This is a genomic window from Micromonospora sp. HNM0581 (genome assembly GCF_012726175.1).
Taxonomy (GTDB): Bacteria; Actinomycetota; Actinomycetes; order Mycobacteriales; family Micromonosporaceae; genus Micromonospora.
Genome location: NZ_JAASAD010000017.1, coordinates 38,691 through 64,328, shown reverse-complemented (window position 1 = coordinate 64,328; position 25,638 = coordinate 38,691). Strand labels below are relative to the sequence as shown.

At 70.6% G+C, this 25,638-nt stretch carries 22 protein-coding genes, 3 tRNA genes and 2 pseudogenes; 14 read left to right on the top strand and 13 right to left on the bottom strand.

Annotated features, from left to right (window positions below):
- Positions 1 to 10 precede the first annotated feature (10 nt).
- The 6 genes from HCA58_RS19000 to HCA58_RS18975 all read right to left on the bottom strand — a co-directional run bounded on the left by HCA58_RS19000 (position 11) and on the right by HCA58_RS18975 (position 8,225).
- Positions 11 to 868: a fused MFS/spermidine synthase gene (locus HCA58_RS19000; RefSeq protein WP_169599179.1), complete on the bottom strand. Its 858-nt coding sequence runs from the start codon at positions 866 to 868 to the stop codon at positions 11 to 13.
- A complete protein-coding gene (locus HCA58_RS18995; RefSeq protein ID WP_169599178.1) occupies positions 868 to 1,836 on the bottom strand; it encodes a hypothetical protein in 969 nt (322 codons plus the stop codon). The genes HCA58_RS19000 and HCA58_RS18995 overlap by 1 nt, the downstream gene beginning before the upstream one ends.
- A gap of 7 nt (positions 1,837 to 1,843) precedes the next feature.
- A complete protein-coding gene (locus tag HCA58_RS18990; protein WP_169599177.1) occupies positions 1,844 to 4,318 on the bottom strand; it encodes an SMC family ATPase in 2,475 nt (824 codons plus the stop codon).
- Entirely contained in the window at positions 4,318 to 5,466 is a 1,149-nt protein-coding gene (locus HCA58_RS18985) for an exonuclease SbcCD subunit D (protein WP_169599176.1), read from the bottom strand. The genes HCA58_RS18990 and HCA58_RS18985 overlap by 1 nt, the downstream gene beginning before the upstream one ends.
- Positions 5,467 to 5,541: 75 nt before the next feature.
- On the bottom strand, positions 5,542 to 7,293 hold the full coding sequence (locus tag HCA58_RS18980; protein ID WP_169599175.1) for an ATP-binding protein: 1,752 nt from the start codon (positions 7,291 to 7,293) through the stop codon (positions 5,542 to 5,544).
- A 140-nt stretch (positions 7,294 to 7,433) separates the two neighbouring features.
- Positions 7,434 to 8,225, bottom strand: a complete 792-nt coding sequence (locus tag HCA58_RS18975; RefSeq protein WP_169599174.1) for a pyrimidine reductase family protein — start codon at positions 8,223 to 8,225, stop codon at positions 7,434 to 7,436.
- Positions 8,226 to 8,376: 151 nt separating this feature from the next.
- Here HCA58_RS18975 and HCA58_RS18970 point away from each other — a divergent pair.
- The 6 genes and pseudogenes from HCA58_RS18970 to HCA58_RS18945 all read left to right on the top strand — a co-directional run.
- A pseudogene (locus HCA58_RS18970) lies at positions 8,377 to 8,487 on the top strand (plasmid pRiA4b ORF-3 family protein); the annotation flags it as partial.
- A gap of 303 nt (positions 8,488 to 8,790) precedes the next feature.
- On the top strand, positions 8,791 to 10,080 hold the full coding sequence (locus tag HCA58_RS18965) for an extracellular solute-binding protein (RefSeq protein WP_169599173.1): 1,290 nt from the start codon (positions 8,791 to 8,793) through the stop codon (positions 10,078 to 10,080).
- A gap of 111 nt (positions 10,081 to 10,191) precedes the next feature.
- Positions 10,192 to 11,157 carry a sugar ABC transporter permease gene (locus HCA58_RS18960; RefSeq protein ID WP_169599172.1) on the top strand — a complete coding sequence of 322 codons (966 nt, stop codon included), beginning with the start codon at positions 10,192 to 10,194 and terminating at the stop codon, positions 11,155 to 11,157.
- A 10-nt stretch (positions 11,158 to 11,167) separates the two neighbouring features.
- Positions 11,168 to 12,010: a carbohydrate ABC transporter permease gene (locus HCA58_RS18955; RefSeq protein WP_169599171.1), complete on the top strand. Its 843-nt coding sequence runs from the start codon at positions 11,168 to 11,170 to the stop codon at positions 12,008 to 12,010.
- Positions 12,007 to 13,440 (top strand): GH1 family beta-glucosidase, encoded by a 1,434-nt coding sequence (locus tag HCA58_RS18950; protein WP_169599170.1) that lies wholly within the window; start codon positions 12,007 to 12,009, stop codon positions 13,438 to 13,440. Before HCA58_RS18955 ends, HCA58_RS18950 begins: the two co-directional genes overlap by 4 nt.
- An 83-nt stretch (positions 13,441 to 13,523) precedes the next feature.
- Positions 13,524 to 14,570, top strand: a complete 1,047-nt coding sequence (locus HCA58_RS18945) for a LacI family DNA-binding transcriptional regulator (protein ID WP_169599169.1) — start codon at positions 13,524 to 13,526, stop codon at positions 14,568 to 14,570.
- A gap of 13 nt (positions 14,571 to 14,583) precedes the next feature.
- Here HCA58_RS18945 and HCA58_RS18940 read toward each other — a convergent pair.
- Positions 14,584 to 14,815 (bottom strand): annotated as a pseudogene (locus HCA58_RS18940) (phosphotransferase); the annotation flags it as partial.
- A 148-nt stretch (positions 14,816 to 14,963) separates the two neighbouring features.
- Here HCA58_RS18940 and HCA58_RS18935 point away from each other — a divergent pair.
- Both HCA58_RS18935 and HCA58_RS18930 read left to right on the top strand, forming a co-directional pair.
- The gene (locus HCA58_RS18935) at positions 14,964 to 15,665 is read left to right on the top strand and encodes an amino acid-binding protein (RefSeq protein WP_169599168.1); all 702 of its coding nucleotides are present in this window, start codon (positions 14,964 to 14,966) and stop codon (positions 15,663 to 15,665) included.
- Positions 15,666 to 15,770: 105 nt separating this feature from the next.
- Positions 15,771 to 16,835, top strand: coding sequence for a GNAT family N-acetyltransferase (locus tag HCA58_RS18930; RefSeq protein WP_169599167.1), 1,065 nt, complete (start codon positions 15,771 to 15,773; stop codon positions 16,833 to 16,835).
- A 565-nt stretch (positions 16,836 to 17,400) separates the two neighbouring features.
- Here HCA58_RS18930 and bioB read toward each other — a convergent pair.
- Positions 17,401 to 18,396, bottom strand: coding sequence for a biotin synthase BioB (bioB, locus tag HCA58_RS18920; RefSeq protein WP_169599165.1), 996 nt, complete (start codon positions 18,394 to 18,396; stop codon positions 17,401 to 17,403).
- A 164-nt stretch (positions 18,397 to 18,560) separates the two neighbouring features.
- Here bioB and HCA58_RS18915 point away from each other — a divergent pair, with 164 nt between their 5' ends.
- Together HCA58_RS18915 and bioD are read left to right on the top strand one after the other, a co-directional pair.
- Positions 18,561 to 19,697 carry an 8-amino-7-oxononanoate synthase gene (locus HCA58_RS18915; protein ID WP_169599209.1) on the top strand — a complete coding sequence of 379 codons (1,137 nt, stop codon included), beginning with the start codon at positions 18,561 to 18,563 and terminating at the stop codon, positions 19,695 to 19,697.
- Positions 19,685 to 20,422 carry a dethiobiotin synthase gene (gene bioD / locus HCA58_RS18910; protein WP_169599164.1) on the top strand — a complete coding sequence of 246 codons (738 nt, stop codon included), beginning with the start codon at positions 19,685 to 19,687 and terminating at the stop codon, positions 20,420 to 20,422. The genes HCA58_RS18915 and bioD overlap by 13 nt, the downstream gene beginning before the upstream one ends.
- Positions 20,423 to 20,453: 31 nt before the next feature.
- Here bioD and HCA58_RS18905 read toward each other — a convergent pair whose 3' ends face one another.
- Together HCA58_RS18905 and HCA58_RS18900 are read right to left on the bottom strand one after the other, a co-directional pair.
- Positions 20,454 to 21,638, bottom strand: coding sequence for a cytochrome P450 (locus tag HCA58_RS18905; protein ID WP_169599208.1), 1,185 nt, complete (start codon positions 21,636 to 21,638; stop codon positions 20,454 to 20,456).
- Positions 21,639 to 21,650: 12 nt separating this feature from the next.
- Positions 21,651 to 22,319, bottom strand: coding sequence for a 50S ribosomal protein L11 methyltransferase (locus tag HCA58_RS18900; protein WP_169599163.1), 669 nt, complete (start codon positions 22,317 to 22,319; stop codon positions 21,651 to 21,653).
- Positions 22,320 to 22,496: 177 nt separating this feature from the next.
- On the opposite strand from HCA58_RS18900, the gene HCA58_RS18895 reads away from it, so the two are divergent.
- Positions 22,497 to 23,378 (top strand): hypothetical protein, encoded by an 882-nt coding sequence (locus tag HCA58_RS18895; protein ID WP_205809063.1) that lies wholly within the window; start codon positions 22,497 to 22,499, stop codon positions 23,376 to 23,378.
- Positions 23,379 to 23,432: 54 nt separating this feature from the next.
- On the opposite strand, the gene HCA58_RS18890 is transcribed toward HCA58_RS18895, so the two are convergent.
- Both HCA58_RS18890 and HCA58_RS18885 read right to left on the bottom strand, forming a co-directional pair.
- The gene (locus HCA58_RS18890; protein WP_169599162.1) at positions 23,433 to 24,008 is read right to left on the bottom strand and encodes a TIGR03086 family metal-binding protein; all 576 of its coding nucleotides are present in this window, start codon (positions 24,006 to 24,008) and stop codon (positions 23,433 to 23,435) included.
- Positions 24,009 to 24,103: 95 nt separating this feature from the next.
- Entirely contained in the window at positions 24,104 to 24,706 is a 603-nt protein-coding gene (locus HCA58_RS18885) for a TetR/AcrR family transcriptional regulator (RefSeq protein ID WP_169599161.1), read from the bottom strand.
- A 175-nt stretch (positions 24,707 to 24,881) separates the two neighbouring features.
- Between HCA58_RS18885 and HCA58_RS18880 the strand changes: the two genes are divergently transcribed.
- The 3 genes from HCA58_RS18880 (at position 24,882) to HCA58_RS18870 (ending at position 25,149) form a co-directional block, all read left to right on the top strand.
- A tRNA-Gly gene (locus HCA58_RS18880) sits at positions 24,882 to 24,954 on the top strand.
- 34 nt (positions 24,955 to 24,988) lie between these two features.
- Positions 24,989 to 25,059 (top strand) — tRNA-Cys (locus HCA58_RS18875).
- 15 nt (positions 25,060 to 25,074) lie between these two features.
- Positions 25,075 to 25,149: transfer RNA gene (locus tag HCA58_RS18870), tRNA-Val, on the top strand.
- A 167-nt stretch (positions 25,150 to 25,316) separates the two neighbouring features.
- Here HCA58_RS18870 and HCA58_RS18865 read toward each other — a convergent pair.
- Entirely contained in the window at positions 25,317 to 25,562 is a 246-nt protein-coding gene (locus HCA58_RS18865) for a DUF6458 family protein (protein WP_169599160.1), read from the bottom strand.
- Between the last annotated feature and the right edge of the window lie 76 nt (positions 25,563 to 25,638).

Here is a 25,638-nt window from a genome sequence, read left to right as displayed (position 1 = left end):
GCTGAGCGGATCAACGTCGAACGGAGAAAATCCCCGGCGGAGGTGGCGTCGAGTCGACGGCGTCGCCGTCGTGCACCACCGTGACACCTCCGGTGAAGCGATCGAGTTCCGCCTCGGCCAGCACCCGACCCGGGAACCAGTCACCGGCGGCCCGGCGGGTCAGCGCGGCCACCGGTGGATTCAGCCGACCGGCGACGAGTACCAGATTGCCGTAGCGGCGACCACGGAGCACGGCGGCGTCGGCGACCAGACATGCGTGGGGCAGCACCGTCCGCACCGTGACCACCTGCCCCCGGGTGTGTCGCAGTGGCGGACCGTCGGCGACGTTGGCCAGGTACCAGCCCGCCGGGTGCAACACCCGGGCCACCTCGGCGGCGTACTCCACCGAGGTCAGCCGGGCCGGTGTCCGGGCACCGGCGAAGACGTCGGCGACGATCACGTCGTAGCTGCCCGCCCGGCACGAGGCCAGCACCGCCCGCGCGTCTCCGACCCGGACCTTCAGCCGAGGATCGGCCCGCCACGGCAACGCCCGCCTGACCAGATCGACGAGCGCGCCGTCCACCTCCACCACCCGCTGTGTCGACCCCGGCCGGGTGACGCCGACGTACCGGGGCAGGGTCAGCGCACCACCGCCCAGGTGCAGCACCCGTAGCGGGGCACCCGCCGGTGCCACCGAGTCGATCGCAGCGGCCAACCGACGGACGTACTCGAACTCCAGGTACGTCGGATCGGTCAGGTCCACGTGCGACTGTGGTACACCGTCGAGCAGCAGCGTCCACGAGCCGGACCGGTCCGGATCCGGCACCAGCTCGGCGAGTCCCGTGTCGACCGGCCCGGTGATCCGGTCGGTGTCGCGCCGTCTTCCCATCAGCGACCGGTCCGGTCGGCGGCGGTGCGGGCGGCGACCGTCAACGCGCGGTGCAGCAGTCGCGTGTCGCCCAGCCTGGAACGCAGCAACCGTTCCAGGCCGGCGATCGGGATCAGATTCTGCGGAGCCCGGGGATCCTTGTACGGGCTGGAGGCGAATCGGGGCAGGGTGACGAGCGACAGGTCGGCCAACCGCACCGCCTCGGCGACCTCCAGCTCGGCAGAGCACTCAAGCCGGACGATTCCCGCCCAGGGTGCCCCCGCGGCCACCGGCAACCGCAGATACCACGACCAGCCACCCCAGGCCGTGCCGAGCCGGAACACCGGCGAGCGGTGGCCCGGCACGAGACCGGTGACCACAGCGGTGAGCCGAGCGTCGAGGTACTGGCTGTGCTGGGTCTTGATGTAGCCGAGGGTGCGGGGCAGCTGCCTGCGGTTACGCAACGGCCCGTCCACCACCAGTAGGTCGTCGTCGGTGCGAGCGGCGGCCGAGACCTGCACCTCGAGGGCGGTCAACGGCCCCTGGACCGCTGCCGGCAGCTTGGCCAGCTCACCGCTGCCACTCACGCGGTGCACCGGATATCGGACGTTGCCGGCCACCACGTCGGTGGCCGACGGGCTGGCGGTGAACAGACCCCGCCCCACGGTGGCGCCGGCCACCTGTGCCGCGCCTCGATCCAGGTCGCACCGCACCACCCCGGCCGCGTACGAGGCGGCCAGGCCGGGAAACGAACCGCCGTCCTCCTCGGCCGTCCAGATGCTGGCGTCGATCCGGCGTACCCCGTCGACAAGCAGCACCACGTCGGGTGCCCGGACCCCCGGGCGGGGCCCGATCGCCCGCCAGTCCACCGCCGGCAGCTCGTGTTCCGCCTCGACCTGGGCGCTGCTCGGCGCGGCCGGACCAACCGGCGACGCCTCGAACGACGCGCCGTAGCCCGGATCCCAGGCGTCGACGTGGAAGCGGTTCACGCCCACATCACCGGCCGGTCCGTTCCACCCGGGCCGAGCGGGCGTCCTTGTGCACCTCGAAGCGGACCGGGATGCGCTCGGCAAGCGCCGGCACGTGGGTGACGACGCCGACCATCCGGTCACCCCGGGCGGCGAGGTTCTCCAGAGTCGCGGCCACCGTGTCGAGGGTGGCCGCGTCGAGGGTGCCGAAACCCTCGTCCAACACGATCGACTCCAGGCTGGCGGCGGTGGTGGACATCCCGGCCAACTGTTCGGACAACGCCAGCGCCAATGCCAGCGACGCCTGGAACGTCTCACCGCCGGACAGCGTCCGCACTCCGCGACGAAGCCCGGCGTCGTGATGGTCGACAACGAAGAACTCACCCTTGTCGTGGACCAGGTCGTACTGGCCGCCGGAAAGTTCCCGCAGAATTCCCGACGCGCCGTCGACGAGCAGATCCAGCGCCTCGGCCAGCAGCCAGCGTTCGAAGTTGTTGGCTCGCAGGTGCCCCGCCAACGCCCGGGCCACCTGCGCCTCGCGTTCGTGTCCGGCCCGCTGCTCGCGCAGCGCCACGGCCTGCTCCCGCCGCTCGGTGAGCCGGCGCAGCTCGGCCTCGGCCCGCTCCACGGCGACGGTGGCGGCCCGGACCGGATCATCAGGGGTAGGTAGCCCGACGTCGGCGAAGATGCCGGCGATGAGGTCGGTCGCCGCGCCGGCCGCCGTTTCGGCCTCGACCACCGCTGCGGCCAGCCCGTCCCGCTGCGACCGGCGCTCCCGCGCCTGTTCCCGTGCCCAATCAGCCAACGTGGTCCACGCGGCGGCGACATCGTCACGGTCGGCGGTCGGCGGCGCGAAACGGGCCACCGCGTCGCGGGCGCCGTCGAAGCGTCGCCACGCCGCCCGTAGCCGCTCCTGGGCCACTTCCACCGCTGCCCGGGCCTGCCGGGCGGCCTCCCGGCCGGCGCGTACCGCGGAGGTCGCCTCGTCGAGCCCCCGCCGCAGCCGGGCCAGCTCCGCCAGCCGGGTCCGTAGCGTCGCTGCGGTGGCCGCACCGGTGAGCCGTTCGTCCAGCTCCGCGAGCCGGGCCCGCAGCCCGTCATGTTCGGTACGGGCGCGCAGCAACACCCGTTCCAGGTCGCGAGCGGTGGCGTCCCGCTCGGCGACGGCCTTCCTGGCCGACTCACTCGCCACCCGGGCCGCCTTGCCGGCCGCCACCGCCCTCGCCACCGCCGAGCCGGCCGGTACCGTCGGCACCCGGGCCACCGGTTGCTCGCACACCGGGCAGGCGTCCCCGTCGTTGAGGTGAGCCCGCAACGCCGACGCCTGATCGGCGGTCTTCGCCTCCTCGTGTGCCTGGAACGCCGCCGCCAGCTCCGCCTCGGCGCGTTCGGCAGCCGCCTGCGCCCCGGTGAGTGCCAAGACCGCGGCGTCGTGCTCCACGTCGGCCGTCGCCATCCCGGCCCGAACCTGATCCACCTGGGCGGACAGCTGCTCCCGGTCGGCGTAGGCCCCCAGCAGCATCCGCAGGGCACTCTCGTCGCCGGCGGCGGTCAACTCGCCGCGCAACTTCTCCTCCCGCTCCTCGGCCAGCGCCACCGCGGTGGCCGCCATGTCGGACTCGGCCCGTGCCGCAGTGACCGCCCGCGCCACCTCGGCCACCCCGTCCGGTGCCCGTACCTCCTCCAGCATGGTCAGTTCGGCGTCGAGGGTGGCCAGTGCCGCGTTGGCGTCCCGCACCGTCGCGCGTGCCGCCTCCAGCCGTGGTATGGCGGTAGCCACCGACCCGGCCAGCTGCCGCATCCGGTCGGCCTGAGCGGCGGCCCGCTCCAGCGCGTCGTCGTCGACGTCGGTCAGCCCGGCGAGCAGCTGATCGACCGTCTCCAGCTTCGCCTCCGCCTGCCCGGCCCGGGCGGTAGCCCGCTGCTGGACCTGCTCGTACACGCCGAGACCGAGCAGGTTGACCAGAATCTGCTGCCGGGTGGCCGGACGGGCGTGCAGAAAGTCGGCGAACTGGCCCTGCGGCAGCACCACGCAGCTGGTGAACTGCTCGTACGGCAACCCGACCGCCGCCAGCACGGCCGCGTCCATTTCGGCAGGCGTGCCAGCGACCACCTCGCCGAGGTCCTCCGGACTGAGTCCAGTGTCGAGTTTGGTGACGTCGAACCCCTCCGGCATCAGCTGCAGGCCAGCCCCGGCGGTCTTGACGTTGCCCCGGCTGTCGCGACGCACCACCCTGGTGGCGACGTAGCGGGCACCGCCGGACTCGAACACCAGCCGTACCCGCGCCTCCGTGGTCGACGGTGCGAGTGCGTTACCCAGCCCTCGGGTGCCGCCCCAGCGTGGCACCGTGCCGTACAGCGCGAAGCAGATCGCGTCGAGCACCGTCGACTTGCCCGAACCGGTCGGCCCGACCAGGGCGAAGAAGTCGGCATCGGTGAAGTCGATGGTGGTGGCGTCCCGGAAGACCGTGAACCCGGCGAGGTCCAGCCGCATCGGCCGCATCAGTGATCGACCTCCTCGATCAATTCGTCGAAGAGTTCACGAACACCCTCGTCGGCGTGGCCCCGGCTGTCCAGGTAGTCGGCGAACAACTGGCCGGGCGAACGACCGGACCTTTGGGCCACCCGGGTGCCGGTGCCGGGTGCCGGCACCAGCTCCGGGTCGATCCGGATCTCCAGTGCCCCGGGTAGCAACTGCTGGACCTCCTCCCGCAGGCCGGCACGGGGCTGTTCCCGCACATACACCCGCAGCCAGCCCTCGGGCGGGGTGATCGCGGCGAGCTGCGCGAGGGTGCCACGCACGGTGCGTAGCGAGGTCGCCGCGGTCACCGGCTCCTCGCGGATCCGCGCCGCCGTCGTCGCGGTGACTTCCACCAGGGTCACCGCCGGGACGTTCTCCTGCTCACCGAAGTCGACCGCGAGCGGGGCACCGCTGTAGCGGATCGGGCACGGCCCCGCCACCCGCTGGGCGCGGTGCAGGTGCCCGAGCGCCACGTAGTGCGCGGTGCCGGGAAAGACGGAGGCGGGCACCGCGTACCCCATGATGGTGTGCGCGTCCCGCTCACCGCCGCCGGTGGCCGCGCCGACCACGGTGAGGTGGGCGGTGACCAGGTGCACCCGGTCCGGCTCGTCGAAACCCTCGGTCAGCCGGGCCAGGATGCGGCCCAGATGGTCGGCGTACGTCTGGGTGGTCTCGGCTGCGGTCAGCTCGTACATCTCCACGGCGCGAATCGCGTACCGCTGGGACAGGAACGGCAACGCGGCCAGCCGCCAGCGTTCCCCGGTGGCGGTGGTGCCGTCGATGACGTGTTCGGCGGGATCTTCCCGTACCCCGCCGCGCAGGGTGATGCCGGCTGCCTCGGCCCACGGGCGCAACGCGTCCAGTGCGGGACCGTTGTCGTGGTTGCCGCCGATCGCCACCACGTCCGCGCCGGTGCGGCGCAGCGCGGTCAACGCCCGGGTCACCAGTCGGGTCGCCTCCGGTGTCGGCGCTGCCGTGTCGTAGAGGTCACCGGCGATGACGACAAGGTCGGGTCGTTCCAGTTGGGCGATCTCGATGACCCCGGCCAGCACCTGTTTGTGTTCCTCGGCCCGCGACTGCCCCTTGAGGACCTTGCCCACGTGCCAGTCGGAGGTGTGCAGGATCTTCACTGTGCCCACCTTTCGTGTGTGACCGCGTGGCTCCGCTGCGCTGCACTCCGCACTCTCATCGGAACCGGCCGAGGTCTAGAACGGGATGTCGTCGTCGGTGCCGCCGCCGGAACCGACCACCGCGAACGGATCGGCGGACTGGGTGATCGACCGTAGGGTTTGCGACGGTGCCGCCCCCGCCTCGGACACCCGCGTCGCCCAGGCGGGGAAGGGGAACTCCAGACAGAGCGGCACCGGGATGTCCGGCTGGTTGACGAACATCGTGCCCGGCTTGGCCAGCAGCGCGCGTTGCCGCTGCGCCGCAGGGAGGAAACCGTACTCCGGCCGGGACGCCTCAGCCGGATCCAGCCGGCCCACCACCCGGACGGCCGAGTTGGTGACGATGCGTCGTTCCACCTCACTGGCGGTCTGCTGCGCACCGATCAGGATCACCCCGAGCGAACGGCCCCGCTCGGCGATGTCGAGCAGCACCTCCTTGATCGGGGAGGATCCCTCCCGGGGGGCGTACTTGTTCAGTTCGTCGAGCACCACGAACAGCAGCGGTTTGGCGGTGCCGGCCTTCTCCTTGCGCTCGAACTCGCTCTTGAGCGTCACACCGACGACGAAGCGTTGCGCCCGGTCGGGCAGGTTGTGCAGGTCGACCACGGTGACCTGAGCGGACTCGGCGGTGTTGATCGAGTGCGGTCGGCGGGTGGCCAGGTCGCCGCGGATGAGTCGGGACAGGTCCTTCTTGCTGCCGATGAGTCGACGGGCGAACGCGTTCACCGTGCCCAGGCCGACCGCGCTGCCCGCCCAGGCGCCGCGTGTCTCGTCGTCGCTGAGCTGCTCGACGACGTGGTCGACCAGGTCGCCGTAGCTGCCCAGCCGGACCCCGTCGATGCTGACCCCGCCGTCGGCGGGCTGGGCGTAACGGGCCAGGTGGGCGGCGACCGAGTGGACCACCATCGTGTACTGCTGACGTTCGTCGTCGGCATCGGCGAAGACGTACGGCAGGAGCCGGTCGGCGCAGAACTCGGTGAGCGTCCAGTAGAAGCTGTCCACCCCGGTGAGTCGACTGCTCACGTCCGGCGTGCCGGCGGAGTCACCGACCCGGGGCGGCGCGTAGACCCGCACGTCGGGAAAGGCGTCCGCGCCGAGCCCGAGCCGGGCGTACGCGGCCCGGGTCGGATCGTCGAGTCGAGCGTTCGGGTGGTCGAGGAAGAGCAGATCCTCGCCCTTGACGTTGAAGATCAGCGCCTTGGCGTTCACCGCGTCGCCGCCGAGCTGACCGGAGCGGAACACCGAGTAGAGCAGGAAGGTGGCGAAGCTGGTCTTGGTGGCCACACCGGAAATGCCGGAGATCGACACGTGGGCGCCCCGGGTGCCGTCGAGGAAGTCGGCGTTGAGGTAGACCGGGACGCCGTCGCGGCCGGTGCCCATCGGGATCCGCCGTTCCATCCGGTCGAAGTGCAGCGCCCGGGCGCGGGCGTCGCCCTCGGCCCGGTGCACCACCGCACCCGGCTGCGGCGGAACGTACAACTCGGGATCGACCCGGGTGGTGGTGATCTCGGCGGCCTCCTGTACCTGCGCCGGCAGGGTGCCGTCGGCGATGGCGAAGACGTCGGAGTCGAACTGGGCGCCCTCGTGCCGCGCCCGGACCTGGGTGACCACCCCGGCAATGGTGACCGGCTCCCGCTCGGGCAGCTCACGCCGGGTCACCACGACATCGTCGAGCTGGAGGTAGCTGCCCGGGGCGACCGCCGTCCAGAACTGCAGGGGAGTGGCGTCGGCGGTGCCCAGCACCCGGCCCACCCCCTCGCCCGGGCCGTCGAACCCCTCGTCGATCATCGGGCAACTCCTCGGGGTCGGGGGGCGAGGTCGGCACACACGCCCTGCATCCTGCCCGAGATGTACGACAGGTCGCCACGCGACGCGGCACAGACCACGTCGTGGCGGGCGGGTCGAGGTGTGGCGTCAGTGCCGTACCGTCACCGCGTCGGGGTGCCGGACACATCGGGCTGGGGTAGGGGGCGGGGTTCGCGGGCGTAGCGGAGCATCAGCACGCCGTCGGTGGCGACGAGCACCTGCCGCAACGGTAGGTGTCGGATGACGCTGGTGTCACCGGCGACGATCCGGCCGGGACCGGCACCGGCGAGCAGGGGGGCGACGGTCAGGCAGACCTCGTCCACCAGGTCGGCGGCGGTCAGCGCGCCGAACAGCTGCGGCCCGCCCTCGCAGAGCACCTGGTCCAGCCCACGGTCGTGCAGTGTCCGCAGCGCGGCGGTGAGGTCGACCCGCTCCGCGCCGCAGCGGACGACGTCGGCCACGTCGGTGAGGCCGGCAGGGGCGGTGGCGGCGGCGTGGGTGAGCACGATCGGGCGTACCGGCGCGTCGGCGAGGGCGGCCTGGTTCGGGTCGAGGTCGAGGGATCCGGAGACCACGACGAGAGTGGGGAACTCGGGCAGGCCGTGGTGTCGACGCCAGGCGCGGCGTGGCCCGTCGAGGCGGACCGCCCGGTAGCCCTCGTGGCGCAGCGTTCCGCCCGCGACCAGCAGGGCGTCGCAGAGCATCCTCAGTACGCTGAACACCCGCTTGTCCGACGCGCCGGAGAGCCCGGCCGAGTACCCGTCGACGCTGACCGCACCATCGATGCTCGTCACGAAGTTCATGCGCAGGTGCGGTCGGTCGGTCCGGCCGTAGCCGGCAGCGAGGGCGGCGTCGTCGAGCGGCTCCGCCGACGGCGTCGGCCAGAAGGCGGAAATTGGTGCCGGGTCGTTCATGTGCCGGCGGGACCGGTGACGGGAGGGGTGGGGCGGGGGGTGCGGTGCTGGCAGTCGCACCAGTTCCGGCCCGGGCAGTCGTCGTGCCGCCGCGCCCGGCACGCTCGGCAGATCATGCTCGCAGCTTATGCCGAGGGAGGGTGGGACACCTGTGCCGCGTCAGATCTTCCAGCTGAGGAGGTTCCTGTCCGGAGTGCGTCCGGTGATCTGGCGCCGGGTGCTGGTCCCCGGCGGCTACACCCTGGATCGGGTTCACCGGGTGGACACACTGTTACGCCGGCTCTGCTGACGCCGCGGTTCGACGGGCCCTGTCCAGAGCCACGGATCGACGGGTTTACCTGGCTGTCTGGCAGGTCAGACAAGCTGCGTGGTAACGATCTGGGATCGCTCCCACTGGACTATTGACACTCCCGACACCTGCCGGCAATCTCATGGGAGCGTTCCCAGGAGGCGTGGATCACACAGCGCGCCTTGGACGTCGATCTCGGCTCACTGAGTCGGGTCGGCAGGCGCTGCGGCACCCCCCACCACAATCAGCAGCCTCACCATTGAAAGAGGGGTCAGGATGAGCCTCACCACGCGGCGTTCCCGCATGGCGGCAGCCACCCTGGCCGCGATCACCGCTGTCGGCGGTCTCGCGGCCTGCGGCAATGACGACGACGCACCGGCCGAGGGCGGGAAGCCCACGAAGCTGGTGGTCGACACCTTCGGCGAAATGGGCTACGACGAGCTCGTCAAGCAGTACGAGCAGGAAACCGGCATCAAGGTCGAGCTGCGCAAGACCGCGCAGCTCAGCGAGTACCGTCCCAAGCTGGTCCGTTACCTCGCCACCGGCAAGGGTGCGGCCGACGTGACGGCCCTCGAAGAGGGCATCCTCAACGAGTTCAAGGCCAACCCGCGTAACTGGGCCGACATGACTCCGCTGGTGTCGTCCGACATCGCCGACGACTACCTGCCCTGGAAGTGGGAGCTGGGCAAGGCGCCCGACGGTCGGCTGATCGGTCTGCCGACCGACGTCGGCAGCCTTGCGGTCTGCTACCGCAAGGACCTGTTCCAGGCGGCCGGGCTACCCACCGAGCGTGACCAGGTGGCGGCGCTCTGGCCTGACTGGAACGGCTTCCACCAGGCTGGCAAGACCTACAAGGAAGCCACCGGCAAGGCGTTCATCGACTCGGTCACCGCTGTCTCCAACGGTGTGCTGTTCCAGCAGGGCAGTGATCTGTTCTACGACAAGGAGAACAACATCATCGCGGACACCAGCCCTGCGGTGAAGAGCGCCTGGGAGATCGCCACCTCGATGGCGGACATCTCCGCCAAGGCGCAGACCTGGTCGCCGGAGTGGTCGGGTGGCTTCAAGCAGGGCACCTTCGCGGCGACCTTCTGCCCGTCCTGGATGCTCGGCATCGTGCAGGAGAACTCCGGCGAGGCCAACAAGGGCAAGTGGGACGTCGCAGCCGTGCCGGGCGGTGGCGGTAACTGGGGCGGTTCGTGGCTGTCCGTGCCGGAGCAGAGCAAGTACCCCGAGGAGGCGGCGAAGCTGGCCCAGTTCCTGACCAACGCCACCAGCCAGGTCGAGGCGTTCAAGGCGAAGGGCCCGCTGCCGACCAACCTGGAGGCGCTGCAGAACGAGGCCTTCCTCAACTACACCAACGAGTACTTCAGCAACGCGCCGACCGGAAAGATCTTCGGTGAGAGTGTCGCCCAGATCGAGCCGATCCACCTGGGCCCGAAGCACCAGGCGGTGAAGGAGAACGCGCTGGAGCCGGCGCTGCGGGCGTTCGAGAACGGGCAGGCCAGCAAGGACAAGGCCTGGGAGCAGTTCACGAAGGACGCGCAGACTCAGGGTGCCTTCTAAGTGATTGCCTTCCGGTGGCGTTCGGGTTCGCTCGAACGCCACCGGTCGGTCCCCACCGCGCAGTGTGCTGCGCGAGGGCCCCCCGGGCCTCGTTGATAAAGGAAACTTCGCATGAGCCTGTCTGCTACCACGGCGGCACCGTCGCCAGCGCCACCGGACGACGCGCCGCCCCGACGTCGCCGGGGCTACCTCTTCAACCGCCTGGATCTGAAGTACTCGCCGTACCTCTACATCGCGCCGTTCTTCTTGATCTTCGGCGCTTTCGGGCTGTACCCGATGCTGCGCACCGCCTGGATGTCGCTGCACGACTGGGACATGATCGGCGACCACACCTTCATCGGGTTCGACAACTACACCGAGCTGGTCACCGACGACTACTTCTGGAACGCGCTGTTCAACACGTTCGGCATCTTCGCCCTGTCGACCATCCCGCAGTTGCTGATGGCGCTGTTCCTGGCGAATCTGCTCAACCGGACGTTCCTGCGCGCCAAGACCTTCTTCCGGATGGCGATCTTCGTACCGAACGTGGTGTCGGTGGCCGCCGTGGCGATCGTCTTCGGCATGCTGTTCCAGCGGGAGTTCGGCCTGTTCAACTGGCTGCTCAGCTTCGTCGGCGTCGAGCAGGTCGACTGGGACGGGCAGCGTTGGAGCTCCTGGACCGCCATCGCCTCGATGGTCAACTGGCGCTGGACCGGATACAACACCTTGATCCTGCTCGCCGGCATGCAGGCCATCCCGAAGGACCTGTACGAGGCTGCCGCGATCGACGGTGCGAGCCAGTGGCGGCAGTTCTGGCAGATCACCCTGCCGATGCTCAAGCCCACCTTCATCTTCGTGGTGATCCTCTCCACGATCGGCGGCATGCAGCTGTTCACCGAGCCGCTGCTCTTCGGCAACGGCAACATCATCGGTGGTGACCAGCGGCAGTTCCAGACGCTTGCCATGTACATGTACGAGAAGGGCATCGAGAACCTGAACACCGCTGGCTACGGCGCCGCCGTCGCCTGGGCGATCTTCATGATCATCGTGCTGGTGTCGCTGTTCAACTTCGTACTCATCCGCCGCACGGCCAAGTGAGGAGAGATCGATGATCTCGGCTTCCCAGCGCCTGTGGCGCACCAGTCCGTTGACCTACGTGGCGCTCGTTCTGGCGGCGCTGCTGTCGATCTACCCGTTCTACTACATGGTGGTGATCGGCACCCGCAGCCTGGACTCCATCAACGACGTGCCGCCGCCGATCACCCCGGGCGGCGCGTTCGGTGACAACTTCGGGCGGGTGCTCGAGAATGACGCGGCCAACTTCCTCAAGGGCCTGATGAACTCGATCATCGTGTCCACGGTGGTCACCGTGTCCGTGGTGATCACCGGCTCGCTCGCCGGCTTCGCCTTCGCCAAGCTGCGCTTCCGGGGCAGCAACGTGCTACTGCTGGGGATCATCGTCACCATGATGATCCCCACCCAGATGGGCATCATCCCGCTTTGGGGCATGATGCAGGAACTCCAGTGGTACGACACGCTCTACGCGGTGACCGTGCCGTTCCTGGTCAGCGCCTTCGGCGTGTTCATGATGCGGCAGTACGCCAGCCAGGCGATCTCCGACGAGCTGATCGAGGCCGGTCGGGTCGACGGCGCCAGCACGTTCCGGATCTACTGGAACATCGTGCTGCCCGCGCTGCGCCCGGCAGCCGGCGTGCTCGGTCTGCTCACCTTCATGGAGACCTGGAACTCGTTCCTCTGGCCGTACGCGATCCTCTCCCCGGAGAACCCGACCCTCCAGGTCTCACTCTCCTTCCTGTCGTACGCCTATTACACGGACTATTCCCAGGTCTTCGCCGCCACGGCGGTTGGCACCATCCCGCTGGTGCTCGTCTTTCTTATCTTCGGCCGCCAGATCATCGGCGGGATCATGGAAGGTGCAGTCAAGTCGTGAGCAACCCCGCCAACCCGCCCGCCGTCGGCGTCCTCGACGAGCGTGCGCCGCTCGCCTTCCCGCCCAACTTCCTCTGGGGCGCGGCGACCGCCGCCTACCAGATCGAGGGTGCGGCGAACGAGGGCGGCCGGACCGCGTCGATCTGGGACACGTTCAGCCACACCGAGGGCCGCACGGTCGCCGGGCACACCGGCGACGTCGCCTGCGACCACTACCACCGGCTCGGCGACGACGTACGGCTGATGGCCGAGCTGGGATTGAAGTCGTACCGGTTCTCGGTGTCCTGGCCCCGGGTGCAGCCCGGCGGGTCGGGTCCGGCGAACGCCGAAGGGCTCGACTTCTACCAGCGGCTGGTCGACGATCTGCTTGCCAACGGGATCGTGCCCTGGCTCACCCTCTACCACTGGGACCTGCCTCAGGAACTGGAGGACGCCGGTGGCTGGCCGGCCCGGGACACCGCTGCGCGATTCGCCGACTACGCCTTGCTCATGGCCGACGCGTTGGGTGACCGGGTCAAGTACTGGACGACGCTCAATGAGCCGTGGTGCTCGGCCTTCCTCGGCTACGGCTCGGGGGTGCACGCTCCGGGCCGATCCGACGGTGCCGCCGCGGTCCGCGCCGGGCACCATCTGATGCTTGGGCACGGCCTCGCCGTGCAGGCGCTGCGCACGGCGGTGCCGCAGGCGCAGCTCGGCGTAACCGTCAACCTGTATCCGGTGACCCCGGCCAGCGACGCGCCGGATGACGTCGACGCAGCCCGGCGGATCGACGGGCTGGCCAACCGGTTCTTCCTCGACCCGCTCCTACGCGGTGCCTACCCCGACGACCTGGTGGCCGATCTGACGCAGGTGACCGACTTCGCGCACGTCCACGACGGTGACCTGGCCACCATCGCCACCCCGCTGGACGTGGTGGGGATCAACTACTACAGCCGGCACGTGGTGGCCGCGCCGATCCCCGGTGAGCAGCCGGAGGCCTACTGGCGGGCGCCGTCCTGCTGGCCGGGCAGCGAGGATGTCCGGTTCGTCACCCGGGGGGTACCGGTCACCGACATGGATTGGGAGATCGACGCCCCAGGGCTGGTGGAGACCCTGCGCCGGGTACACGAGGAGTACACGGATCTTCCGCTCTACGTCACCGAGAACGGTTCGGCCTTCGTCGACGAGGTCGTCGACGGTCGGGTCGACGATGTCGACCGGCTGGCCTACTTCGACGCGCACCTGCGCGCCTGCCACGAGGCGATCAGCGCGGGAGTGCCCCTGCGCGGATACTTCGCCTGGTCGCTAATGGATAATTTCGAATGGGCCTGGGGCTACACCAAGCGGTTCGGCATGATCTACGTCGACTACGACAAGCAGACCCGCATTCCCAAGTCCAGCGCCAGGTGGTACGCGGAGGTGATCCGACGCAACGGTCTGGCCGCACAATAGGGCGACGGCCAGCCCAGTAGCGGGCGGCCCGGCACCGACGCCAACGAAGGTGCCGGGGCCGCCTGACGTCGGAGGAGCAGACGATGACAACGCAGCGCACCCGGTCGCTCGGGCGACCGACGCTCGACGCGGTCGCCGCCCGCGCCGGAGTCGGCCGCGGCACAGTCTCCCGCGTGGTCAACGGCTCCCCGCAGGTGAGCCCGGAGGCCCGGGCCGCCGTGCAGCAGGCCATCGCCGAACTGGGCTACGTACCGAACCGTGCTGCACGGGCCCTGGTCACCCAACGGACGGACTCGGTGGCCCTGGTGGTCAGCGAGTCCGGTGAGCGGATTTTCGCCGAGCCGTTCTTCGCCGGAATCGTCCGGGGGATCAGTTCCGCGCTGCTGGAGACGCCGTTGCAACTCTGGCTGGCCATGGCCCAGTCACCGCTGGAGCGGGAGCGGGTCGAACACCACCTGACCAACCAGCACATCGACGGTGTGCTGCTGCTGTCGCTGCACGACGACGATCCGCTGCCGACCCTGCTTGAGGAACGTGGCCTGCCCACCGTCCTCGGCGGGCGGCCCGCGCGGATGTTGCATCCGGAAGCCCAGCCCGCCTCTTTCGTGGACGTCAACAACGCCGGTGGGGCCCGGCAGGCCGTCGAGTATCTCGCCGGCCGGGGCCGGCGGCGGATCGCCACCATCGCCGGCCCGCAGGACATGGGCGCAGGCCTGGCCCGCCTGGCCGGCTATCGGGAAGCGGTACGCACCGCCGGGTTCGGCGTCAATCCCGACCTGATCGCGTACGGCGACTTCAGCGAGGAGAGCGGCGCGACGGCCATGCGGGGGCTGCTGGAGCGCTGCCCTGACCTTGACGCCGTCTTCGTAGCCGCCGATCTGATGGCCTTCGGCGCCATCCGGACGCTGCGTGAGGCCGGCCGCCGGGTGCCGCAGGACGTGGCCGTGGTCGGTTTCGGCGACGAGCCGATCGCCCGGCAGGCCAACCCGCCGCTCACGTCGGTGTACCAACCCGTGGAGGAGATGGGCCGGCAGATGGCGCGGCTGCTGGTCGACCGCATCCGGGGCGACGAGATCCGCACGCCGCACGTCGTCCTGGACACCCAGTTCGTCGAACGGGCGTCCACCTGAACCGCGTACCGCCGCGGAACTCCCGGGCCATGTCGTGCGCGGTGGCCAGCAGGTGCCCGAGCGGCGGGCGGCGCAGCACCACGTGCCGAGCGCCGGTGTGAACGAGGTACGTCAGGTTCGACCGGCCACCGGCGATCAGCTCGGCCCGTAGGGACCGGCGGCCAGATCGGGGTGGTGCGCCGTCAGGTAGCCGCCGAGCCGTTCCAGATCCCACCGGCGGGCGAGCCGGCGGTCGGTTCGGTCATCCAGGCAGTTCATGGCAGCTCCGGCGGCTTGTCAAGGTCGGCATTGACCCTCGGGACATGCCGCCGCAACAGGGGCGAAATGGTCAAGTGTCACGCTGGTATCAGCTTGCCGACCAGTGCGTCGGCCCGCCGAGCGGAGGGGTTTGAGATGTTGCTGCGCGTTCGGGTCACCCTGCCGGACCGGCCGGGCACGCTCGGTCAGGTGGCGCGAACCCTCGGCGTCTCCGGGGCCGACATCGTTCAGGTGGTCGTGCTGGAACGGCTCGGCGGGCGGGCGGTCGACGACTTCACGGTGGTGTGGCCGGGTGCTGCGCGGGTGGAGCGGCTACTCGCCGGCTTGGCGGCGATCCCCGGCGTACGGGTCGACGGTGTCTGGCGGGCGATCGGCGCGCCCACCACCACCGGCCAGGACGCCGAACTGCTGGCCCAGGTCGCGGCCAACCCGACCGACGGGATGGCCACCCTGGTCGACGCCGTACCGGGGCTGCTCGCCGCCGACTGGGCGGTCGCCGCAGTGGTGCCGGCCGACTGGGCGTCGCGTACCGATGGCGGTGGTGCGACGGTCGGGCACGCCAGCTGGCGTACCCCGGTACCGCCGAGGCTGCCGGAGGTGACGCCGCTGCGCGCCCGGGCGATGACCGCACCCGACGGCAGTCACTTCGCGGTCGCGCCGTTCGGCCGGGCCGGGCTGGTCCTGGTGGTGTCCCGCGAGCACAGCGAGACCCTCACGCCGGCCGCGTTCCACTCCACGGAGGTGGACCGGCTCGCGCAACTCGTCCGCGCCTGCGCGGTGATCCTCGGCGACCGGCTCGATCTGGTCGGCACCACGTCGGTGAGCAACAACCCCTGACCAGGCGGCTGTGACGCACACCGCAGGGCCCGACGTGGCTGGACATGGTGAGGCAACCGACCGGCAACAGCCGTGGACGAGGGTGGGACCGGAAAGGAGGCAACGATGACGCTGTGGCGGATCCGAGCCACCGTGAACGACCGGCCGGGCTACCTGTCGGTGCTCACGGCGAGCCTCGCGTTGCGTGGAGTCAACATCCTCACCGTGCAGGTGCACACCACCGAGCATGGCGCTGTCGATGACTTCCTCGTCGACGCGCCGGACACCCTCGACGAGGCGGGCCTGCTCGCCGCCGTCGAACGTGGCCGAGGGCGGAACTGCTGGGTCTCGCGTAGCGAGGCGCAGGGCCTGGCCGATCAGCCGACACGGGTGCTCGGGCTGGCGACCAGGCTGGTACACGACCCGGACGCGACCGGCGAGGTGCTCCGGGCGCTCCTCGGTGCCGACGAGGTGACCTGGCGGGCGACGCCGGTTCCGGCGGCCCGCCCCGGGATTGACGACGTGACGATGCTGCTGGTCGACCCGAACGGCGGCTCGTACACTCTGCGCCGAGCCGAGCCGATCTTCACCCCGGCGGAGTACGCACGGGCGCAGGCGTTGCTCGAACTGGGGGCCACCGCGGTGCGACGCAGCACCGAACAGGTCACCGTGGTCCTGCCCGATGGTGCCGAGTTGACCGTACGCCCTGCCGTCGCGGACGACCTGACGGCGGTGATCGAACTGCACCAGGCCTGCTCGGTGAAGAGCCGGCAGCGTCGCTACCTGGGCGGTGCGGGTGCCCCCTCGCCGACCCGGCTGCGTCGGCTTCTGGAGCCGGCACGCGGGCTGACTCTGGTCGCCACGACGACCGGCTCCGGCGGGGCGGTGGAGTCGGTTGTCGCCATGGGGAACCTGCTCGCTGAGGGCGACGAGGCCGAGTTGGCGTTGCTGGTGCGGGACGACTGGCAGCGTCGCGGGCTGGGCTCGACGCTGCTGCGTCGGCTGAGTCGGCAGGCGGAAGCTGCCGGGTACGCGGCGATGGTGCTGCACGTCCAGGCGGACAACGCGCCGATGCTGCGTACGCTGAGCCGGTTGTCCCGGCCGACCACCGTCCAGCGGGACGGCACCCTGCTGACCATGACTGTGCCGTTGGCGGTCGGGGCTGCGGCGGTGGCGGAGAACGCCGGCTGACGGTTCAGGCGACCGATCTCCGGTGCGGCGATCGGTGAGGTGGGCAGGATTCCCGGTGCGGGAGTCCTGCCCATCGTTTTCTCCGGCGGCTGTGCCTCGACCGGTCTTCACGAAGCGATGACCAGAGCACCGCCACCGCCGGCAGACCGTTCCGCCTGACCTGGCTCCGCCTCCGTAGGCACTGCCGGCCATGCACCAACCGACCCGGCTGGGCCATTCACCCGGCCGTGCACACCTGCCCGTCGCTGCCCGTGCGGCTGTCGGTCTTCCTCCCCGCACACTGTCGAGTTCCCCGCGAGCGTTCTCCATCGTCGGCCGCACGCTCCCCGGAGTCCCCGACCGTCACCGCCTCGCCACGCAGCATCCGATCAGCTCAGGATCTCGCCGTGCTCGACGCAGACCGCCGACCAGCCCACCGGCAGTACCTGCACCTTCATGCGGCGCCGGCACCGGGCGCAGTACCGGGGCGGCTCCAGGGCGCGGGCCGTCGCACACCGCTCGTGTGCGCCGGACGCCGTTGCCTCACCGCACCTGTCGCACCAGATGTGGCCTGCCGCCGGCGCTGTCACAGGGTCGCCGACAGCGCCTTGACCGGCATCTTCAGCTCATCGAGCAGCGCTAGGTCGTCGGTGGCCGGCCTGCCCAGGGTGGTCAGATAGTTACCGACGATCACGGCATTGATGCCGCCGAGTAGCCCGTCGCGGGTACCGAGATCACCCAGAGTTATTTCCCGGCCGCCTGCGTACCGCAGGATGGTCCGCGGCATGGCCAGTCGAAACGCGGCGATGGCCCGCAGCGCGTCCCTGCCCTCCACCACCGGGCGGTCGCCGAGCGGGGTGCCGGGCCGAGGGTTGAGGAAGTTCAGAGGCACCTCGTGCGGATCCAGTTCGGCGAGCTGTGCGGCGAACTCCGCCCGCTGCTCGACGGTCTCGCCGAGGCCGAGGATGCCGCCGCAGCAGACCTCCATGCCGGACTCGCGGACCATGCGTAGGGTCTCCCACCGCTCCTCCCAGGAATGCGTGGTGACCACGTTCGGGAAGTACGACCGGCAGGTTTCCAGGTTGTGGTTGTAGCGGTGCACACCCATCTCGACCAGCTCGTCGACCTGCTCCTGGGTGAGCATGCCGAGCGAGGCGGCGACCTGGATGTCGACCTCGGCCCTGATCGCGGCGACGCCCTCCCGCATCTGCCTCATCAACCGGGCGTCCGGGCCGCGTACGGCGGCCACGATGCAGAACTCCGTCGCCCCCGTCGCAGCCGTCTGCTTCGCCGCCTGCACCAGCGAGGGAATATCGAGCCACACCGATCGCACCGGCGAGGTGAACAGACCCGACTGCGAGCAGAAGTGGCAGTCCTCCGGGCAACCGCCAGTCTTCAGTGACACGATGCCCTCGACCTCGACCTCCGGACCGCACCAACGCATCCGCACGTCATGGGCGAGTTGGAGGGTGGCGGACAGGTGCTCGTCGGGCAGGTTCAGCACGGCGAGGACACCGGTCTCGTCGAGACCGACGCCGTCGTGCAGCACCTGGTCCCGGGCCTGGTCGAGGATCTCTGGCATGCCACGTACCCTACAAGGCCGCCGCGCCGTCCTGCCCGACCCGGCCGGCCGGTGGCAGAGCGCGGCGAGCCGTACGCCGCCACGCCGGTACGGGCATGCCGGATGGTAACTTCGCCCGGCGGAAGCGCCTGACAGGCGGGAGCCGGCAGGGAAGGGACATGGCGGTGGCGGACTGGCTGGCGGCCCTGGACCGTCGCGCCGAGCTGCGGGCGAAAGCGGGGCTGACCCGCCGGCTGCATCCGCGTACCGCCGGCGACGGCGTGATCGACCTGGCCGGCAACGACTATCTAGGGCTGGCCACCCATCCCGACGTGATCGCCGCGGCGGCCCGGGCCTTGGCCGGGTACGGGTTGGGGGCCACCGGTTCTCGGCTGATCCGCGGTTCCACCGATGCCCACCACACCCTGGAGGAGACCCTCGCGGGCTGGCTCGGCACCGAACGGTCGCTGGTCTTCTCCTCCGGATACCTGGCCAACCTCGGTGCGGTACGCGCGCTGGTGCGACCCCGAACGCTATTGATCTCCGACGCGCACAACCATGCGTCACTCATCGACGGCTGTCGTATCTCCGGTGCCGAGACGGTGGTGACCCCGCACGCCGACGTGGCGGCGGTCGCCGCAGCCCTCACGGCAGCCCTCGGGCGACCGGCCGTGGTGGTCACCGAGTCGGTGTTCTCCGTCGACGGTGACCTCGCTCCGCTGGCGCGGCTGCACGCCACCGTCCGTGAACACGGCGCCCTGCTACTTGTCGACGACGCGCACGCGCTGGGTGTGGTCGGACCGGACGGTGCCGGTGCGGTGGCCGGGGCCCGCCTGACCGGCGAACCCGACGTGGTGGTCACCGCGACCCTGTCCAAGGCGCTCGGCGGGGCCGGTGGTGTGGTGGCCGGCCCCACCGAGTTCATCCGACACCTGGTGGAGACCGCCCGGACCTTCATCTACGACACCGCTCTACCGCCGGCGGTGGTGGCTGGGGTGCAGGCTGCCGTCGAGTTGACGTGTGCCGGTGACGGGCTGCGCGCCGAGTTGGCCGACCGGGCGGCCCGGGTGATGGACCGGCTGCGCGCCGCCGGTCTGGAGGTGTCAGCTGCCGACGCCGCCGTCGTCTCGGTCACCGCGCCGGGCCCGGACGCGGCCACCGCGTGGGCCACCGCCTGCCGGGACCGGGGTGTGGCGGTCGGCTGTTTCCGCCCACCCTCCACTCCTGACAACCGGTCGAGGCTGCGTCTGACCATCAACGCCGGGGTCTCTCGGCGGGACTTCGAACACGCCCTGGAGGTCATCGTGGAATGTGCGCCATGACGGATCAGTGGCGCGGGCCGGTGCTGGTCACCGGCACCGACACCGAGGTCGGTAAGACGGTGGTGACCGCGTCGATCGCGGCGGCGGCGCAGGCGGCCGGGCTGCGGGTCGCGGTGGTCAAACCGGGCCAGACCGGCACAGCCGCCGGTGAGCACGGCGATGTCGAGGCGATCACCCGGCTGGCCGCCCCGATGACCGGGCGCACGCTCGCCAGCTTCCCCGACCCCCTCGCGCCGCTGGCCGCCGCCCGGGTCGCCGAGTTGCCGCCGCTGGAGTTGTACAGCGCGGTCGACGCGGTACGGGAGGAAGCCGAGAAACACGACCTGGTGCTTGTCGAGGGGGCCGGTGGACTGCTCGTACCGATGGGACTGCGGCCCTCCGGGGAGCCATGGACGGTCGCTGATCTGGCCGTGTCGCTCGGCGCTCCTGCGGTGGTGGTGGCTCGCGCCGGGCTCGGTACCCTCAATCACACCGCGCTGACCCTCGAAGCGCTGCAACGGCGGGCCGTGCCGGCCGGGGTGGTGATCGGTGCCTGGCCAGCCAAGCCTGCCCTGGTGCACTGGGCGAACCTGGGCGATCTGTTGCCGACCCTGCTCGGCGCGTTGCCGGCCGGGGCCGGCGCGATGGACCCGGGGGTGTTCCGGCGATCCGCGCCCGGATGGCTCACTCCCGCGCTGTACGGAGTGCTCGACGACTGGCGAACCTGGGCCGACGGGACCAGCTGAGTCACCCCGATCGTGGTCGCCGGAGGGGATGTCAGCGGCGGACGACGAAGGTGTCGGGCATCCGAAAGGTGAAATTGTCGGGATAGTGGGGTGGACGCACCACACGCACCCCTGTCAGCAGGGTTGTGGCCTCTGCGACAAGTGTGGCGGCCTCCATCCGGGCGAGCTGGTCGCCGACGCAGCGGTGGACGCCCGCGCCGAAGGCCAGATGCCGTCGTGACCCGGGTTGACCCGGCCGGAACTCGTCCGGCGACTGCACGACCTGAGGGTCACGTCCGGCTCGGGCCAGCCACAACACGACACTGCTGCCCGTCGTCACCGAGGTTCCGCCCAGCGTGGTGTCCACGGCGGCGATCCGTCGCCAGGTGACGATCGGCGGTTCCAGTCGCAGCCCTTCCTCGACCACGTCGGCGACGTTCACGCGTCCGTCCCGCAGCCCGGTGAGGACCGCCGGCTCACCGACGAGCCGGTGCATCAGCAGGGTGAGGAACTGGGAGGTGGTCTCCTGCCCGGCGACGAGCAGGAAGAACAGGGCGCCGACGACCACGTCGGGTGGGTGGCCGGCGGCGCGCAGGGACGCGACCAGACCGTCGCCGGTGGCCGCGAACTCCCGCAGCAGCAGGTGGAACCGGCCGACCTCGGCGGCGAGCATCTGCTGTCGGCTGGTGTCCAGCGGTGCCCAGAAAAGTTCCAGCGCCGCGCGGGCGAAGTCCTTCACTGCCGCTACGGGGGCGTCGGGCAGGTCGATCAGCCGGGCCAGGACCAGCAGCGGCAGGTCGGCGGCGAGGCCGGCGTGCAGGTCGACCGGGGCGCCGGTGGCCAGGGTGGCGGTCAGCTCGGCTACCCGCTGGCGGATCAGCGCGGTCAGCCAGTCCCGTTGGGCGGCCACCCGGGTGGGGTGCAGCGCCTCGGCGACCAGGGCGCGGATCGCCGGGTGACCGGCGCCGCCGTTGTTGGCCAGCGTCGGCGGTAGCCGGAACCGGTGGGCGGCGAGCGTCCGTAACGCGGCCACCGGTATCGGGGTGATCGCGTCGAGCGCGTTGTCGGGTCGGAACGTCGTCGGGTCGTTGAGCACCTGCCGGACCAGGGTGTGCCGGGTCACCAGCAGGTGCTCGACGCCTACCTGGTCGGCGACCCGGGCCACGTCGGGCCACGGGGTGACCCCGGCCCCGGTGCCGGCGCTCGCCGTGGGGGCCTGCTCCCAGCCGCGGAACAGCACGGCGTCACGCTAGTCGGCGGTTCCCGGTCGGCTGGTACGCAGCCGCCACACCGTGGTGTGCTTCACCCGTACGCTCTCCAACGCCGCACTCACCGGCACCTGGTAGGCGGCGAGTTCGGTGAAGCGTTCCCGGGGCAGGAAGGCCCGGCCCGGGTCGCCGACCAGCACCGTGGCCCCGCCACGGGCGGCGCGGAGCAGGAATCGCAGCACCCGGTTGGCCATCGCCTCGCTGTAGAACACGTCACCGGCCAGGATCACTTCGGCGTCGCGCGCGTCGCCGTCGAGGATGTCGCCGTGTTCGGCGTCGACGTGTACTCCGTTGGCTTCGGCGTTGAGTGCGACGGCCGCGACGGCCAGTTCGTCGATTTCCACGGCCCGGACGGTGGCCGCGCCGGCCCGGGCGGCGGCGATGGCCACCAGGCCGGAGCCGGTGGCCAGGTCGAGAACCCGGTGTCCGGCGACGGTTTCCGGGTGGTCGGTGACGTAGCGGGCCAGGCCCTGTCCGCCGGCCCAGGCGAAGGCCCAGAACGGTGGCGGCCGGTCGCTGCGGAACTCGCCTTCGGTCAGCTCCCACAGTCCGATCGGCTCGTCCGCTTGGTGCAGCCGCACCTCCGGTACGAAGGCGACGGGCGCGAGCCGGGCGTGCAACTGAACGAAGGCGGTGGAGAGCGCGGACATCAGACGATTGTCCACCGGCACCTGTTTCACGGCGTGTCGCGCTGATTCGTGTCCGGTTCAATACTTTGCGTGAAAACGGGCATCTCGCTTCACAGTACGTGCAAACACCCCCGTCTACCGGGTGGCCTCCTGCGCTCCTAGCGTTGCCAATGGAGGCGACCAACGGGAGGACGGATCGTGAAGAGGCTGTGGCGTTACACGCTAAGGATCGGGGTGGCGTTGGCATGTCTCACCGGAGTGGACGTTGCCATGGCTGTGCCGGCACAGGCGGCGTTCGCCACCGAACTCGGCGGCCTGCCGGACCAGTTCACCGCCGGCGGGCAGGTGGAGACGGTCTCCGCCGTGGTGTCCCGCGACGATGAGGGCGACTGCATAAAGGTGCGCTGGTCGTTGGTGCTGGGTGTGCAGGGGCTGCGGCTGGATCAGGTGCGGGTGGAACGGATCGAGGAGACAGGTTCGTTCCCGGTGGAGGTGCAGGCCGAGGGGGACGCGGCGCGGCTGACCGACCGTCAGCTCGACCCGGGCACCCTCTGCCTGGGGCGCACGGTCACCGCCCAGTACCGGATCGCGTTCGACGGGGACGTCGACCGGGGACGGGTGAGCCTGGCAGCTGAGGCGTACGACCGGGACCTGCGGCTGCTGTCCCGACAGACCGCCACCCGTGAGGTGGTGGGTCAGGGCGTGGAGGTCGACCAACCGACCGAGCCCCCCACCCCGACGGAGGAGCCGGTCGACGTGCCGACCGTGGACCCGACCGAGGAGGAGACCGAACCTGCCGACGACGCGGGGGACGCGGGTGGGGCGGTCGATCCGCCGGACGCCGACGCGGCCGGCAACCAGACCGGCAGTGGGCTCGGCCTGACCGAGGCGGCCTTCCTTCTCGGGGGTCTGCTGCTGTTCCTCGGAGTGGGGCTGTTGCTGCGGCTGCGGCAGTTGACCCGGGAGCCCGAGCCGGCGGTCGGGGCAGTCAGCCGGGCGCCCAGACGTTGGGTCGAACGGCGCTCGGATCCGCAGGGCGGGTGGCGGACGGTACCCCGCGACGACGGTTACCTGAGTTGACACTGGAACACGGTGGGCGGCGTTTCGTCCGGCCCACCGTGGCTTCAGGTCACGTCACGGGGCCCAGTTCGGGTCGCGGCCGAAGGCAGCGAGGAGCCGGTCCTGTTCGTCGGCTCCGTCGGGCAGCTCGACCTCCGGTTCGACGAGGTTGTTGCTCCGGTAGTCCTGCACGTGGCGGGAGTACCAGCGGGCCGCCTCGGCGACCGCGTCGGCGTCCATCGTCGGGTCAGCGCCGATCGCCACTGCCAGGTCCCAGCCGTGCACGAGATGTTCGGCGAGCAACTGGTGCAGGTACTCCTCGGCGGGGGTGGCGCCGGCCGACAGGTGCACGGCCTGTTCCAGGGCCCCCGGGCTGGTGGCGGCGACCTCGGCCTGTGCCGCGGCTTGTCGGGCGACCGCGATCGGGTCGGCGCCGAGTTGGTCGCCGTCGTAGCGGTCACCCACCTCGTCGATGGTCCGCCCGGCGAGTAGCGGCACGCTCCACCGTTCTTCGCTGACCACGTGGTTGACGAGTGCGCGCACGTCCCAGCCGGGGCAGGGGGTGGCGGCCGACCATTGTCCGGGGTGTACCTGTTCCACCCGGTCGGTGAACTCGGCCAGGCTGCGCCGGTATGTCTTCAGCAGCTCCATGTCGCCTCTGTTCCCGTCGTTGGCGCGGGTAACCCGCTGGATCGGGTGGTGCGGGTAACCCTCGGATCCGTGGCGTCGATCGTGGCGGTAGCGCCCTACTCCAGCTGCTCGGCAGCCAGTCCCAGCTCGCGGGCGGCCACGAGGCGCACCCATTCGGCGAACTGCCGGCGGGAGATCACCCGGTCGTGTACCGCGAGCTGCACCGCCAGGCCGTCCATCACGGCGCTGATCCGCCAGGCGGCACCGGCCGGGTCGGTGCAGACGAAACTTCCCTCCCCGACCCCGTCGGAGATCACCGTCGCCAGGTCCTGCCGCCACCGCAGGTCCAGCTTGCGGGAGACCTTCTCCAACTCGGGGGTACGCAGCGACTCCGCCCAGCCGTCGATCCACATGGACCAGGAGATGGCGCGTCCCGCGGGTGTGTAGAGGCGCAGGATGCGGCGGAGTTTGGTCAGTGGCGGGGCGCCGGATCGGGTGACCGCGTCGAGCCGGGCCAGATCCTGTTCGACCGCGTACGCGAAGGCTTGGGCGAGCAGGCGTTCCTTCGTGGCAAAGTGGTAGAAGACGAGCGCCTGGCTCACCCCGGCGGCCTGCGCCACATCCGCGGTGCGGGTGTTCGCCAACCCGCGCTGCCCGATCACGTCACATGCGGTGCGCAGCAGGGCATCCAGGCGGATTTCCGCCGCACGTCTCGTCACGCCCGTCACCGTATCCGATCGAGATGGATACGGCCGGTCACCAAACCCCTGTTGATCCGGCTTGCGGCAGTCGGAAGCCGGACAGTTTCGGACTCGCCGGCATTGGACCCCGATTTGGCATCCGTTCCGCCGCTCGGCTAAAGTTCTCATCCGTCACCGGGAACATCCGGGGCATGCGGACGTAGCGCAGTTGGTAGCGCATCACCTTGCCAAGGTGAGGGTCGCGGGTTCGAGTCCCGTCGTCCGCTCGGAGCTGCCGCCACGCGTGACGGGGGCAACCTCGGTGGGGTGGCCGAGAGGCGAGGCAACGGCCTGCAAAGCCGTGTACGCGGGTTCAAATCCCGTCCCCACCTCGGTAGGAACAGCAAGGGCGATTGGCGCAGTGGGAGCGCGCTTCCTTGACACGGAAGAGGTCACTGGTTCAAACCCAGTATCGCCCACCAGTAGATAGAAGCCCGTTACCGGTGATCCGGTAACGGGCTTCTCGCGTATCCGCTGACGTGCTCTGTCCGCTCCCGGCGCTCGGTGCCACGGAGCGGGCCGTCGGCTCGTCGTGGCCGACCTGCGGCGGTGGCGGGCACCCGCTACGGTGACCGCCACCACCGGTCGGTCACCTGGGCGGTGCGACGTCCCGACGCTCCTCGACCCGGCGGTACTCCACCGGCTCCTCGGTGGTGGTGGCGACCGTCTGGCGACGGCGACCCCAGACGAGCGTGGTCAGGATCAGGCCGAGCGCGCCGGCGGCCATCAGGATCCAGCCGACCACGTCCAGATCGAGTCCGCCGACGCTGGCGTTGACCGCGAAGGTGAGGATGGCGCCGAGCGCCAACAGAAAGATGCTGGTGCCGATACCCATGACAGCCTCCTTTGTCCGGGGGGTGCGGTGTGCTGTCGGGAGAGGTCTGTACCCGGGGGGTGAGCGGCGCAATCAC